This window comes from Erwinia sp. L03-1 (assembly GCF_058686115.1).
This window is the reverse complement of sequence record NZ_CM178762.1, coordinates 952933-966136: the sequence shown is the minus strand read 5'-3', so window position 1 is coordinate 966136 and position 13204 is coordinate 952933. Positions and strand designations below refer to the sequence as shown.

Sequence of the window (13204 nt, the reverse complement as noted above, 5' to 3'; positions counted from 1 at the left end):
GGTGCAGTGAAATGCTGACACATACATGCTGGTTAGCCAATTTGTAGACACTAAATCAAGCTACCAACGCCTCGGTCACGCTGGCTGAATGAATACAACAGTGAGCGGCCTAATGAATACCTGAATAACCTGACGCCGGAAGAATATGGGCTGATGGCTGAGAAACTGGAAATCTCAAAAAGTGCGTGGAACTAAAGCTGGGATACTTACACCCGCATTGTAGCGGTGCCGGAGCCGGACGAGCCGGAGGAATTATGGACGGTGAAGCATGACTAAACTGCATGAAGTGGATGCCTGGCTGGATGCGCTTCTCTCACAGCTGGAACCGGCAGCCCGGAAAAGATGCTGCGCGAGGTGGCGCGCGATGTGCGCCGCATTCAGCAGGCGAACATCACCGCGCAGCGTTCCCCGGACGGCACCGCATGGGAGCCGCGTCAGCGCCCGCAGCAAAAAGGGGCGCATCCGTCGCGGCATTTTCACGAATCTGAAAACGGCAAAGTATCTGACGGCTAAAGCGAGCACGAATGAGGCTAAAACCGGATTTTCGGGGCGAGCGCAGCGGATTGCGCGCGTACATCACTATGGGCTTCGGGATCGGGTAAGCCGTAGAGGCCCTGAAGTGAATTATGCTGCACGCCCTCTGTTAGGCGTAAATAGTGAGGTAGAAAGCACCGTGCAGGCGGCTTTGTTGCGTTGGCTTGCAGAATGAGAACGGCCCGCGATTGCGGGCCGTTCTTTCAAGGAAAAACTAATTTTTTCATTGGAAAATTATGCTACTTGCTTTTCTTTTTGTGCCAGAAAATTTTCAACAGGTGTCACACGGCTGATTTCTTCCTGCGTGCGGGCATCGTTCATTACTTCCCAAATATCAACACTGTTTTGAAGGTTTAACCAGAACTCAACGCTGGTTTCAAAAGCAGCGGACAGCCTGAAAGCCATATCTGGAGTTAACTTACGGTTGTTGTTAACCAGAGCACTGACAGTATTACGGTGTACATTCAAAATTTCAGCTAAGTCCAAGATTTTCAGGCCAAGAGGTTCCAGGTATTCGTAAAGTAATACGTCTCCTACAGTAGTCGGCTTGCGGGTTGCTTGGGTCATATTTCTGCTCTCTAATCTCTAAGGTCCAAAATCTAATATTCTAATAGCTAACTTCATTTTCCTGTTTTATGAGGGTTTAGAACCTCTGCTCTAAACCCTCATCACTTACTTGTGTGCTTTATAGCTATGTGCATCTAAGTATAGGTCAACAGCCTTACCATCAATCCATTTAAATATCAGTCGGTATTGCTCATTAACCCGAATCGAAGAGTATTCCTCTAAAGGAGGGTTTAATTCTTCGTAGCGATTTCCGGGTGGCGATCGTAAATCCTTATAGTTCGTCGCCGCATTTATTATGTCGAGCTTTCGGGCCAGTGCTGATGCGATAGTGGCCGGGATTTTTTTATGTGTTTTTCCGTACAGAAAAAAATCTTTAAGCCAATCGTCCCGAAAACTCTCGATGTTTCTTAATGTCATTCCATCGGTGCCTCCGCGTTTCAACTTGCACACATTGTAATGCACCGCCGCACAGTGTGCAAGTGCAACATGTATTGTCATTTGTATCATCCCTTACACAACGGCAAGTTCTGCTATCTGTTTCTCCGCCGTGGCACGCTCTACACATGAATACACAACTCACTGAAATCATGCGCCTCATCACCAACCTGATCCGCACAGGTACCGTGTCCGAAGTGGATCCAGTGAACTGGCTGTGCCGGGTGAAAACGGGCGACCTCGAAACCAACTGGATTAACTGGCTCACCCTGCGCGCCGGTAACACCCGCACATGGTGGCAGCCCACCGCCGGGGAACAGGTTGTGCTGCTGAGCCTGGGCGGCAATCTTGAAACCGCCTTTGCGCTGGCCGCCATTTATTACGAAGCCTTCCCGCCGCCCGACTATTCAGAAGACGGCACCACCACCGTGTTTAAGGACGGCGGCTGGTTTCAGTACGAGCCGGAAAACGGCCAGCCGCTGAAAAAGAACATCAGAAGCGTGCGCATTGAAGCGGCAGACGGCGTTCAGCTGATCACCGACGCGCTGGGGATAGAGGCCAGCCAGACAAGAATTAACGGTGACACCACGATGAACGGCGATGTGACCCACGGCGGCGGTTCAATGAGTTCTAACGGCGTGATTGCTGATAAGCACTTACACGACAAAGTTAAGAATGGCAGCGATATGTCAGGAGGCCCGCAATGATGTACCTCGGCATGAACCGCGACACCGGCGAAGCTATTACCGACATCGATCACATCCGGCAGAGCGTTAGCGACATCCTGATTACCCCAGAAGGCAGCCGCCTCGCCCGGCGTGATTACGGCTCGCTGCTGTCGGTGCTGATTGACCAGCCGCAGAACGACGCCACCGAACTGCAGGTGATGGCCGCCACCTATACCGCACTGAGCCGCTGGGAGCCACGCATCCGGCTGGCCTCGGTAAACATTACGCGTAATTCGGACGGCTCTATGCAGGTTAATCTGAGCGGCCAGCGCGCCGACGGCTCACCACTTTCTCTGACGGTTTCAACGGGGGTGAACAGTGGCGGTAATTGATCTTTCCCAGCTGCCTGCGCCGCAGATTATTGAGGTGCCGGACTTTGAAACGCTGCTGGCAGAACGCAAAGAGGCGCTGATTGCGCTTTATCCGGCGGATGAACAGGCCACCATGCGCCGCGTTCTGGCGCTGGAGTCTGACCCGATTGTTAAAAGCCTGCAGGAAAACACCTACCGCGAAATCCTGTTGCGCCAGCGCATCAATGAGGCGGCGCAGGCGGTAATGGTGGCCTACGCAATCGGCAGCGATCTGGACCAGCAGGCCGCCCGCAATAACGTGAAGCGGCTGACCATTACGCCTGCGAATCCCGACGCGGTGCCGCCGGTGGATGCAGTGATGGAATCAGACGATGCACTGCGCGTGCGCGTGCCGGAGGCGTTTGAGGGGCTGAGCGTGGCCGGACCTACGGGCGCGTATGAGTTTCACGCTAAAAGCGCCGATGGCCGGGTGCAGGACGTGTCCGCCATCAGCCCGTCACCGGCGACAGTACTGATCACTGTCCTGAGTCGCGAAGGCGACGGCACGGCGGCAGCGGATTTGCTGACTACAGTGGACACTGCACTGAGCGCCGACAGCGTGCGCCCGGTTGTCGACCGTGTGACGGTTCAGGGGGCGACTATTCGCAGCTACAGCGTGAAGGCCAGGCTGCACCTGTTCGACGGCGTGGCCGCCGGTCCCTGCCTGGAGGCGGCAAACGCGAAGCTGGCCGCTTACCTGACCGAGCAGAAAAAGCTGGGCCGCAGCGTGCGGCGTGAGTCCTACGGGGCGGTGATGCGCGTGGCCGGTGTGGACTGGGTGGAAATCGCCGAACCGGCGCAGGACATCATCATGGATCGTACGCAGGCGGGCTACTGCACCGGCACGGACATTTCCGTGGCGGGCGATCAGGGGGTGACATGAGCAACAGCAGCTTGATGCCGCCCGGTTCGTCTGCGCTTGAGCGCCGCCTGGCGCAAGCGTGCAGGGGGATTTCCGGGCTGAACGTGCCGCTGCGCGACCTCTGGAACCCGGCCACCTGCCCGGTGAGCTTTCTGCCTTATCTGGCCTGGGCGTTTTCGGTGGACCGCTGGGACGAAAGCTGGGCTGAGAGCGTCAAAAGGCAGGTGGTGAGCGATGCGTTTTATATTCATCAGCACAAAGGCACCATCAGCGCTATCCGCCGCGTGGTGGAGCCGTTCGGCTTCCTGATCCGGGTTATTGAATGGTGGAAAAACGGTGAAGCACCCGGCACCTTCCGGCTGGACATCGGTGTGCAGGACCAGGGCATTACGGAAGAAACATATGCGGAGCTTGAGCGGCTGATCAGCGATGCGAAGCCGTGCAGCCGTCACCTGCTGGGAATGTCCATCAACCTGCAGAGCGGCGGGACGTTATTCACTGGTGCGGGCAGCTATGACGGCGACGATCTCATCGTCTACCCCTACACCCCGGACATTATCTCCGTCGGCGGCCAGAGCTACACGGGCGCGGCGGTTCACGTTATCGACCTGATGGAAGTGGGACCATGACAAAATTCTATGCCATCGTGACCAGCACCGGCGCGGCAAAAATTGCCAACGCCGTGTCGCTCGGCACAAAACTGAACATCACGCACATGGCCGTGGGCGACGGCGGCGGCACGTTGCCGACACCCAACGCCAGCCAGACGAAGCTGGTTAACGAGGTGCGCCGCGCCGCGCTTAATTCGCTGACCGTGGACGCGGCCAACAGCAGCCAGATTATTGCAGAGCAGGTTATCCCGGAAAACGAGGGCGGATTCTGGATCCGGGAAATGGGGCTGTTTGACGGTGACGGCACGCTGATTGCCGTGTGCAACACCGCCGAAACCTACAAGCCGCAGCTGCAGGAGGGCAGCGGGCGTACCCAGCGCCTGCACATGATCATCATCGTCAGCAGCACCGACGCCGTGACGCTGAAGGTGGACCCGTCCGTGGTGCTGGCTACGCGTCAGTACGTGGATGACAGCGTGCTGGAGGTGCGCCAGTATGCGGACAAGCTGCTGGCCGCACACCTTGCCGCCGCGAATCCGCATCCGCAGTACCTGCTGGCCGCTGACGGTTCGGCCCTGCCGGTCGGCATTCCGCAGCCGTGGCCGCTGGCAACGCCCCCGACCGGTTGGCTGAAGTGCAACGGCGCATCCTTCAGCGCCTCCGCCTATCCGGCGCTGGCGAAAGTCTATCCGTCACTTAAGCTGCCCGACCTGCGCGGTGAGTACATTCGCGGCTGGGACGACGGGCGCGGCGCGGACAGCGGGCGTGCGCTGCTGGCCGCGCAGGGCGATGCCATCCGAAACATTACCGGTACTCAGTCGCTGGCCGTGCCCTACAACGGAAAGTCAGAGGGGCCTTTTTACAATAACGGCAAGAATTCAAATGAGGGCGTTTATCCTGACGGCACGGCTATCACCGACGGACCGCCGCTGGGTACGCAGGCCAATGGCACAACCGTGGGGGAAAAAATCTATTTTGATGCCTCACGAGTGGTGCCGGTGGCAGCGGAGAACCGCCCGCGCAACGTGGCGTTTAACTACATCGTGAGGGCTGCATAATGGCTAAGGCGACGATTGATAAGAACGGGCTGGCAAAAGCCGACGGCACGCTGACGGTATACGGGTATGACGCGCTGACCGGGGAGTTTACCGGCGCGGTGCAGGAATTTCTGGCGCAGGGCGTCGGCCTGCCCGCCTGTGCCTGCCTGACCGCACCGCCAGCCGCGCAGGCGGGAACGGTGGCCGTCTATCAGGACGGCAGCTGGCTGAGCGTGCCGGACCATCGCGGCGAAACGGTTTACCCGGTGTCCGGCGGCGCGCCGGTGAAAATCACGGCGCTGGGTGACTATCCGGCGGACACCACAACGCAGGCCCCCGCAACCGCGTTTGATAAGTGGGACGGTGAAAAGTGGGTGACTGACAGCGATGCACAGCAGCAGTCGTGGCTTGACGCGGCGGCCAGCGAAAAGGCGGCGCGTGTGAGCGAGGCAAACGGCATCACCCATGCATGGCAGACGCAGCTGCTGTTAGGCATCATCACCGACGCGGACAAAGCCACGCTTACCGCCTGGATGAAGTACGTGCAGGCGGTACAGGCCACCGACGTGTCAGACGCGCCGGATATCAGCTGGCCCGAAAAGCCCGCCTGACGGTCAAACCTGTAACGGATTAACAACCTGCCGCGCAGATGGTAAAGTTAAAATCCGTTAACCATTTGACGAAAGGGATTTGCAGGCATGGATACAACAGAGCAATTGGATGGTACCTATTATTTCAACGATTTGCCGAATCTGACGCCGCAGGAACTGCTGTTCTGGGTGCTGGTTGATGAGACACAAAAACAGCTGGGCGTGCAGGATATTGTGGCCGTTGCGGGACTAATTCTGGGCAACAATAATATCGACGTACCGGGCAAGCCTAATACTGCAACCCCCGGCACTTCCGTTGCATCGCTCTTTTTCCGCAAACACCTGTCATACAAATTCCGGCGCCGCATTCTGCCAACCCTGACCGCCAAATCCTTCAGCCTTCGCGGGCTGAAGATTTTCTGGGTAAATAATCTGGGGGCGTTCGTGGGCAGGGCCGTGCCCGTTGTCGGATGGGTGATTCTGGCAAAAGATGTCGCACAAATCAGTTTCCGCACCGTCCATCGCTATAACCTGATTGTGCGCCCGGAGGATAAAATCTGGTGAATAATATGACAGTAACCCCTGATATGGTGCGTGACTTCATTCTGCGTGAGCTGCCGCTGGTGACCACGCTCCTGTTAAAGAAAATTAAAGTCGGCGACGATGATATTCTGCAGGAGCAGTACGAAGCGGATGATATTGCAGAGATGGCGGAGAAGTTTTTCCATGACTTCAACGTAGAGCCAGCAGACTTCAGTACTGCCGCTTATTTCCCTTGGAAAAAACCGTCGCTGTTCTCACGCGCGCCCGTGATACAGGATAAAAAGCCTCTGACCATAAGAATGTTCATAGAGTCAGCCCGTGCAGGACGCTGGCTTTTCTGATTGCTCACCACGGGTAATGCAAGTTGCCCGTTGTGTCAGCTGCCACACAATGACAACAGCATGATTTACCTTCCCTGAGACCTGACCATAGCGGAACCCCTTCACAGGAGAACCGCCACATGGCACAGGATTATCACCACGGCGTGCGCGTTGAGGAAATCAACGAGGGCACCCTAACCATCACCACCGTCAGCACCGCTGATTGTCGGGCTGGTCTGCACCGGCGACGACGCCGACGCGGCCACCTTTCCGCTAAACCGCCCGGTGCTGTTAACCGACGTACTCACCGCCAGCGGCAAGGCCGGAGAGTCCGGCACGCTGGCGCGCTCACTGGATGCCATCGCTGATCAGTCCAAACCTGTCACCGTCGTCGTGCGCGTTCCGCAGGGCGAAACCGAAGCTGAAACCACCGCCAACATCATCGGCGGCGTGACCGACGGCCAGCGCACCGGCATGAAGGCGCTGCTGGCCGCGCAGTCTGTCTGCGGCGTAAAGCCCCGCATTCTGGGCGTGCCGGGCCACGACACCAAAGCTGTTGCCACCGAACTGCTGAGCGTGGCGCAGAGCCTGCGCGGCTTTGCCTACCTGTCCGCGTATGGCTGCAAGAGCGTTGAAGAGGCGATTGCTTACCGCAGCAACTTCAGCCAGCGCGAAGGGATGCTGATCTGGCCTGACTTCATCAGTTTTGACACCGTGCTGAAGGCGGACGCGACGGCCTACGCCACCGCCCGCGCGCTGGGCCTGCGTGCCAAAATCGACGAGCAGACCGGCTGGCACAAGTCCCTGTCAAACGTTGGCGTGAACGGCGTCACCGGCATTTCAAAAGACGTTTTCTGGGACTTGCAGGATCCGGCCACTGATGCGGGCCTGCTGAACCAGAACGACGTCACCACGCTTATCCGTAAAGACGGCTTCCGCTTCTGGGGTTCCCGCTGCCTCAGCGACGATCCGCTGTTTCAGTTTGAGTGTTACACCCGCACCGCGCAGGTGCTGATGGACACCATGGCTGAAGGGCAGATGTGGTCCGTTGACGGTGCGCTGAACCCGTCGCTGGCCCGCGACATCATCGAGAGCATCCGCGCGAAGCTGCGCAGCCTGGTGACACAAGGCTATCTGATTGGCGCGGACTGCTGGCTGGACGAGAGCGTGAACGATAAATACACGCTCAAGGCGGGCAAGTTGCTGATCGATTACGACTACACGCCAGTGCCGCCGCTGGAAAACCTGCTGCTGCGCCAGCGCATCACAGACCAGTACCTGCTCGATTTCAGCAGCCGCGTCAGCGCATAAGGAGACGGAAAGATGGCATTACCCCGCAAACTCAAGCATCTGAACCTGTTCAACGCAGGCAACAACTGGCAGGGGCTGGTTGAGTCCGTGACGCTGCCGAAATTCACCCGCAAGTTTGAGAAGTATCGCGGCGGCGGCATGGCCGGTGCTGTGGACATTGACATGGGCCTGGACGATGGCGCGCTGGATACGGAATTCACCATTGGCGGCACTGAAGCGCTGCTGATTAAGCAGATGGGCACCACCACCGTGGATGGCATTCAGCTGCGCTTTACCGGCTCCATTCAGCGCGACGACACCGGCGAAGTGCAGGCGGTCGAGCTGGTCACGCGCGGACGCTATAAGGAGCTGGACTCCGGCGAATGGAAAACCGGCGAATCCAGCACCACCAAAGTGTCCGGCACCAACAGTTACGCAAAGCTGACCATCAACGGCGAAGTGCTCTATGAGTGCGATCTGGTGAACATGATCGAAATCGTGGGCGGCACCGACCTGATGGAAGCGCACCGCACGCGCTGGGCCTGTAATCATCCCGGCAGGTGTTGCGCCTGCCGCTTATCTCTCTTTTTAACGGAATCAAATCATGACTGACAAAACCACGCCAAATGAAAAAGCCGTTGAGCTGGACACCCCGATCCTGCGCGGCAAAACAGAAATCACCTCCATCACCGTGCGCAAGCCGCAGTCCGGCGCGCTGCGCGGCACCCGCCTGCAGGCGCTGCTGGACATGGACGTAAACGCACTGATCACCATGCTGCCGCGTATCACCACCCCGGCGCTGACCACGCAGGAAATTAACGAAATGGACCCCGCCGATCTGGTCAGCCTGTCGGTAGAGGTGGTCACTTTTTTGCTGAAGAAGTCGGTCCTGTCGGATTTAGCGACGGCCTGACGGTAGACGATCTGGTGGCGGACATCGCCACCGTCTTTCACTGGCCGCCCTCCGTTACGGAGTCCATGACGCTGACCGAAGTTCTGGAGTGGCGGCACAAAGCAATCCTGCGACACAGGGCCAGCGATGAGTGATAAAAATCTGCGTTTACAGGTCGTGCTGGGCGCGGTCGATAAGCTGACGCGCCCCTTCCGCAGCGCCCGCGACAGCACGCGCGAGCTGGCTGGCACACTGCGCGACACGCGCAACACCCTTAAGGCGCTGGACGCACAGGCCGGGCGCATTGACGGCTTCCGTAAAACCCGCTCACAGCTTGCCATCACTGCTAACAACCTTAAAGCCGCCCGCGAAGAAGCGGCGCGGCTGGCCGTGCAGTTTACGGAAACAAACAAGCCCACCGCTGCACAGGCCCGCGTGCTGGAGCAGGCAAAGAACCGCGCCAGCCAGCTGCAGCAGACTTACAACGGGCTGCGTCTGTCGGTGCAGCGTCAGCGTGAGGCGCTGGGCGCTGCCGGTATCGACACGAAGAAACTGAGCCAGGCACAGCGCGAGCTGAAAAGTCAGTCGGACGAGGCGCGCGTCGCCATTGACCGGCAGCAGCTGTCGCTTAAAAAGCTGGGAGAACGGCAGGCAAAAATGCGCGCGGTCCGTGAGCGATATTCCCGATCGCTTGAGGTGCGCGATCGCGTGGCCGGTGCCGGTGCGGCAACGTCTGCCGCCGGGCTGGCAATGGGCGCGCCGGTGCTGGCCGCCGTGAAGTCTTCAGCGGCAATGGAAGACGCCATGAAGGGCGTGGCAAAGCAGGTCAACGGGCTGCGCGACGACAGCGGCAACCGCACAAAGCAGTTCTATGACATGCAGGCCGCCATCAAGGCCGCCAGTGAGCAGCTGCCGATGGAAAACGGCGCGATTGACTACGCCGCGCTGGTTGAGGGCGGCGCGCGCATGGGCGTGACGAACCAGAATGATTCCTATGAGGACCAGAAGCGCGACCTGATGGCCTTTGCCACCACGGCGGCGAAGGCGTCCACCGCGTTTGAACTGCCCGCCGGTGAGCTGGCCGAAGGGCTGGGCAAGATTGCGCAGCTGTACAAAATCCCCACGCGCAACATCGAACAGCTGGGCGACGCGCTGAACTACCTGGACGATAACGCCATGTCCAAGGGTTCCGACATCATCGACGTGCTGCAGCGCATGGGCGGCGTGGCCGACAGGATGAACTTCCGTCAGGTGGCGGCACTGGGTTCAACATTCCTGACGCTGGGTGCCACCTCTGAGATTACGGCCAGTTCCGCTAATGCCATGGTGCGCGAGCTGTCTATAGCCACGATGCAGAGTAACCGGTTTATGGACGGCATGGACCTGCTGAAACTGGACCCGGCAAAGATTTAAAAGCAGATGACCACTGATGCGATGGGCACCATCATGTGCGTTCTGGAAAAGGTTAAAAAACTGCCGGACAGCAAGAGAGTACCCGTGCTGACGATGCTCTTTGGCAAAGAATTTGGGCCTGCAGCGGCAAAACTTGTCAATAACATGCCGGAGCTGCGCCGACAGCTGGCACTGACACAGGGGGATGCTGCAAAGGGTTCGATGCAGAAGGAATCTGACATCAACAAGGACTCGCTTTCGGCACAGTGGATGCTGACCAAAACCGGCGTTTCCAACACCATGAGCGGCCTGGGCGATTCGTTGCCCACGCCGCTGATGGACATCATGAACATGGTGAAAAAAGTTACCGGTGCAACCCGCCGCTGGGTGGGAAACAACAAGGAGCTGGCGGGCACGCTGGTAAAAGCAGCGGCGGTCATATCGGCGGTGGTGCTGATGCTGGGCACGTTCATGATCGGCCTGGCAGCAGTGCTGGGACCGCTTGCGCTGCTGCGGCTCAGCTTCAACGTGTTAGGTATCAAAGCATTCAGCGCCTTCGGACTGATTAAAAGCACCATCGGCATCGTGGGGAACGGCGTGCTGTGGCTGGGGCGGCTGATGTTCGCAAACCCGATTCTGGCCGTTATCGGGCTGATAGCAGCCGGGGCGCTGCTTATCTGGCAGAACTGGGACACGCTGGGACCGAAGCTTGCCGCCATCTGGGACGCTATCAGCACAAAGGTCAGCAGCATCTGGACCGCAATCCGCACCTACATCAGCACAAAGTGGGGTGAGATTGTTTCCGACACTAAGGCGCTGCCCGCACATTTTCAGGAAGCGGGTTCACAGGTGATTGACGGCCTGATGGCGGGTATCAGCCAGAAATGGGATGCGATTAAAAATAAGCTGTCGTCACTGACCGACTATCTGCCGGATTTCCTGAAGCCAGGCGGCGATAAGTCCGGCGAGCCGCAACTGCCGCGACCGACAACAGTAAAAACGGGGGGCGGTGTATCCCTGCCGCCGGGCGGGTTCCCCGGATTTGCGGGCATGTACGACAGCGGCGGCTTTATCCCGTCCGGGCAGTTCGGCGTGGCTGGTGAAAACGGACCGGAGCTGGTCAGCGGTCCGGCGAACGTGACCAGCCGCCGGAGTACTGCACGACTGGCAGCACTGGCGGCGCTGACGCTGGGTGGTGCCGGAGCGACAGCGGAGGCGAAGCCGCTGCACCCGCTCAGCCTGCCGGTTCAGGCTTACCGGCAGGAAGCACCGCGCATGAGTGGCAGTGCTACACAGGGAGCTACGCCGCAGATTCACGCCTCCTTCACCATCGTGCAGCAGCCGGGAGAGAGCCAGCAGGATCTGGTTGATGAGGTGATGCGCAGGCTGGAGGCAAAAGAGCGGCAGGCGCAGGCCCGCGCCCGCAGCAGTTACCGCGACAGGGGAGGATTTGAGGAATGATGATGACGCTGGGCTTATTTGTTTTCATGCTGAGGACGCTACCTTATCAGGAGCTGCAGTATCAGCGCAGCTGGCGTTTCCCCTCAAATAGTCGGGTAGGCGTGAGGCCGTCACTGCAGTTCTTAGGCCCGGACAAAGACACGCTGACGCTTTCCGGTGTGCTACTGCCGGAGATTACCGGCGGCAGGCTGTCGCTGTTCGCGCTGGAACAGATTGCGGAGCTGGGCCGCGCATGGCCGCTTATTGAGGGCAGCGGAACAATTTACGGCATGTTCGTGATTGAAAGCCTGAGTCAGACCAAAGCGGAATTCTTCAGCAGCGGCTTGTGCCGCCGCATTGAATTCACGCTGACGCTGAAGCGCACCGATGAATCACTGGGGGAAATGTTCGGCAGCCTCAGCGATCAGCTGTCTGCCATGCAGGGTGCAGCAGTTACCGCTGCCGGGAAGGTGAGCGCCGCAGCGGGAGGGTTATTCTCATGATGACAACCCCGTGGATTAACGGCCAGCAGAATTCCCCCGCGTTCCGTCTGACGATGGACGGGGCAGACATCACGCAGAAGCTGGAAAAGCGCCTGCTGAGCCTGACGTTCACTGACAACCGGGGCTTTGAGGCGGACCAGCTGGATATCGAGCTGGACGATGCGAACGGCCAGCTGCAGCTGCCGCGCCGTGGTGTCGTGCTTTCGCTGTCGCTGGGCTGGCAGGATGCGCCGCTTTTCCCGAAAGGCAGCTATACCGTTGACGAAATCGAGCACAGCGGCACGCCTGACCGCCTGACGCTGCGGGCACGCAGCGCGGACTTCCGGCAGACGCTAAACACGAAACGGGAGAAGTCCTGGCACAAAACCACCGCAGGCGAAATTGTCCGGGACATCGCCGGACGGCACAAACTGAAGGCGGCGATGGGTGAGGACATGGCGGCAACAGAAATTGACCACCTTGACCAGACCAATGAATCAGACGCCAGCTTTCTGATGCGCCTGGCTAAATAGTGTGGCGCGGTGGCCTGCGTCAAGGACGGTAATTTGCTTTTTATCCGCCAGGGCCAGGGTAAAACGGCAAGCGGCAAGGCGCTTCCGGTAATCACCCTTCAGCGCAGGGACGGAGACAGCCACCGCTTCACCCTTGTGGACCGTGACGCCTACACCGGCGTGATCGCCAGTTGGCTGCACACCCGCGAACCGGCAAAAAAGCCTGTAGCGAAGGTGAAGCGCAGGCGACGTAAAGCCACGGCGAAGAAGAAGAAAGAACCGGAGGCGAAGCAGGGAGATTACCTGATCGGCACTGACGAAAACGTGCTGGTACTGAGCCGCACTTACGCGAACAGAGGCAACGCCGAACGGGCGGCCAAAATGCAGTGGGAACGCCTGCAGCGTGGTGTAGCAAGGTTCTCAATCCAGCTGGCGAAGGGACGCGCAGAGCTATACACGGAAATGCCGGTGAAGGTAAGTGGCTTCAAGCAGCAGATTGATGCGGGGGAATGGATCATCACAACGTTGACGCACAGCCTGAGCTCTGACAGCGGATATACGACCAGCATCGAACTTGAAGTTAAAATCGAGGACTCAAGCTTGCAATAGTAATATTTAT

General features: G+C 58.7%; 13 protein-coding genes and 6 pseudogenes. 17 read left to right on the top strand and 2 right to left on the bottom strand.

Features of this window, described 5'->3' with window-relative positions:
• Window positions 1–78: 78 nt before the first annotated feature.
• A pseudogene (locus tag AC4PCC_RS04460) lies at window positions 79–195 on the top strand (IS3 family transposase); the annotation flags it as partial.
• 73 nt (window positions 196–268) lie between these two features.
• Window positions 269–640, top strand: a pseudogene (locus AC4PCC_RS04455) (phage virion morphogenesis protein); the annotation flags it as partial.
• 128 nt (window positions 641–768) lie between these two features.
• On the opposite strand, the gene AC4PCC_RS04450 reads toward AC4PCC_RS04455, so the two are convergent.
• A complete protein-coding gene (locus AC4PCC_RS04450; protein WP_492126537.1) occupies window positions 769–1101 on the bottom strand; it encodes a HigA family addiction module antitoxin in 333 nt (110 codons plus the stop codon).
• Window positions 1102–1206: 105 nt separating this feature from the next.
• Window positions 1207–1518, bottom strand: coding sequence for a type II toxin-antitoxin system RelE/ParE family toxin (locus AC4PCC_RS04445; protein ID WP_492127455.1), 312 nt, complete (start codon window positions 1516–1518; stop codon window positions 1207–1209).
• Between the two features lie 146 nt (window positions 1519–1664).
• Here AC4PCC_RS04445 and AC4PCC_RS04440 point away from each other — a divergent pair, with 146 nt between their 5' ends.
• From AC4PCC_RS04440 to AC4PCC_RS04370, 15 genes and pseudogenes are all read left to right on the top strand, one after another.
• Window positions 1665–2243 (top strand): phage baseplate assembly protein V, encoded by a 579-nt coding sequence (locus AC4PCC_RS04440; protein WP_492126536.1) that lies wholly within the window; start codon window positions 1665–1667, stop codon window positions 2241–2243.
• Complete coding sequence (locus AC4PCC_RS04435; protein ID WP_492126535.1) at window positions 2240–2596, top strand: GPW/gp25 family protein; 357 nt, start codon at window positions 2240–2242, stop codon at window positions 2594–2596. Before AC4PCC_RS04440 ends, AC4PCC_RS04435 begins: the two co-directional genes overlap by 4 nt.
• Window positions 2583–3497 (top strand): baseplate J/gp47 family protein, encoded by a 915-nt coding sequence (locus tag AC4PCC_RS04430; protein ID WP_492126534.1) that lies wholly within the window; start codon window positions 2583–2585, stop codon window positions 3495–3497. The genes AC4PCC_RS04435 and AC4PCC_RS04430 overlap by 14 nt, the downstream gene beginning before the upstream one ends.
• Window positions 3494–4105: a phage tail protein I gene (locus tag AC4PCC_RS04425; RefSeq protein ID WP_492126533.1), complete on the top strand. Its 612-nt coding sequence runs from the start codon at window positions 3494–3496 to the stop codon at window positions 4103–4105. The genes AC4PCC_RS04430 and AC4PCC_RS04425 overlap by 4 nt, the downstream gene beginning before the upstream one ends.
• Complete coding sequence (locus AC4PCC_RS04420; RefSeq protein WP_492126532.1) at window positions 4102–5145, top strand: phage tail-collar fiber domain-containing protein; 1044 nt, start codon at window positions 4102–4104, stop codon at window positions 5143–5145. Before AC4PCC_RS04425 ends, AC4PCC_RS04420 begins: the two co-directional genes overlap by 4 nt.
• The gene (locus AC4PCC_RS04415; protein ID WP_492126531.1) at window positions 5145–5735 is read left to right on the top strand and encodes a tail fiber assembly protein; all 591 of its coding nucleotides are present in this window, start codon (window positions 5145–5147) and stop codon (window positions 5733–5735) included. The genes AC4PCC_RS04420 and AC4PCC_RS04415 overlap by 1 nt, the downstream gene beginning before the upstream one ends.
• A gap of 87 nt (window positions 5736–5822) precedes the next feature.
• Complete coding sequence (locus tag AC4PCC_RS04410; protein ID WP_492126530.1) at window positions 5823–6278, top strand: STM2901 family protein; 456 nt, start codon at window positions 5823–5825, stop codon at window positions 6276–6278.
• Entirely contained in the window at window positions 6275–6598 is a 324-nt protein-coding gene (locus AC4PCC_RS04405) for a DUF1493 family protein (protein ID WP_492126529.1), read from the top strand. The genes AC4PCC_RS04410 and AC4PCC_RS04405 overlap by 4 nt, the downstream gene beginning before the upstream one ends.
• Window positions 6599–6717: 119 nt before the next feature.
• A pseudogene (locus AC4PCC_RS04400) lies at window positions 6718–7888 on the top strand (phage tail sheath protein).
• Window positions 7889–7900: 12 nt separating this feature from the next.
• Window positions 7901–8398: pseudogene (locus tag AC4PCC_RS04395) on the top strand (phage major tail tube protein); the annotation flags it as partial.
• Between the two features lie 73 nt (window positions 8399–8471).
• Window positions 8472–8780: a phage tail assembly protein gene (locus AC4PCC_RS04390; protein WP_492126528.1), complete on the top strand. Its 309-nt coding sequence runs from the start codon at window positions 8472–8474 to the stop codon at window positions 8778–8780.
• A gap of 14 nt (window positions 8781–8794) precedes the next feature.
• A complete protein-coding gene (locus AC4PCC_RS04385; protein WP_033786692.1) occupies window positions 8795–8914 on the top strand; it encodes a GpE family phage tail protein in 120 nt (39 codons plus the stop codon).
• Window positions 8907–11612: pseudogene (locus tag AC4PCC_RS04380) on the top strand (phage tail tape measure protein). Before AC4PCC_RS04385 ends, AC4PCC_RS04380 begins: the two are co-directional and overlap by 8 nt.
• Entirely contained in the window at window positions 11609–12094 is a 486-nt protein-coding gene (locus AC4PCC_RS04375; RefSeq protein ID WP_492126527.1) for a phage tail protein, read from the top strand. Before AC4PCC_RS04380 ends, AC4PCC_RS04375 begins: the two are co-directional and overlap by 4 nt.
• Window positions 12094–13194 (top strand): annotated as a pseudogene (locus AC4PCC_RS04370) (phage late control D family protein). Before AC4PCC_RS04375 ends, AC4PCC_RS04370 begins: the two are co-directional and overlap by 1 nt.
• Window positions 13195–13204: the final 10 nt, after the last annotated feature.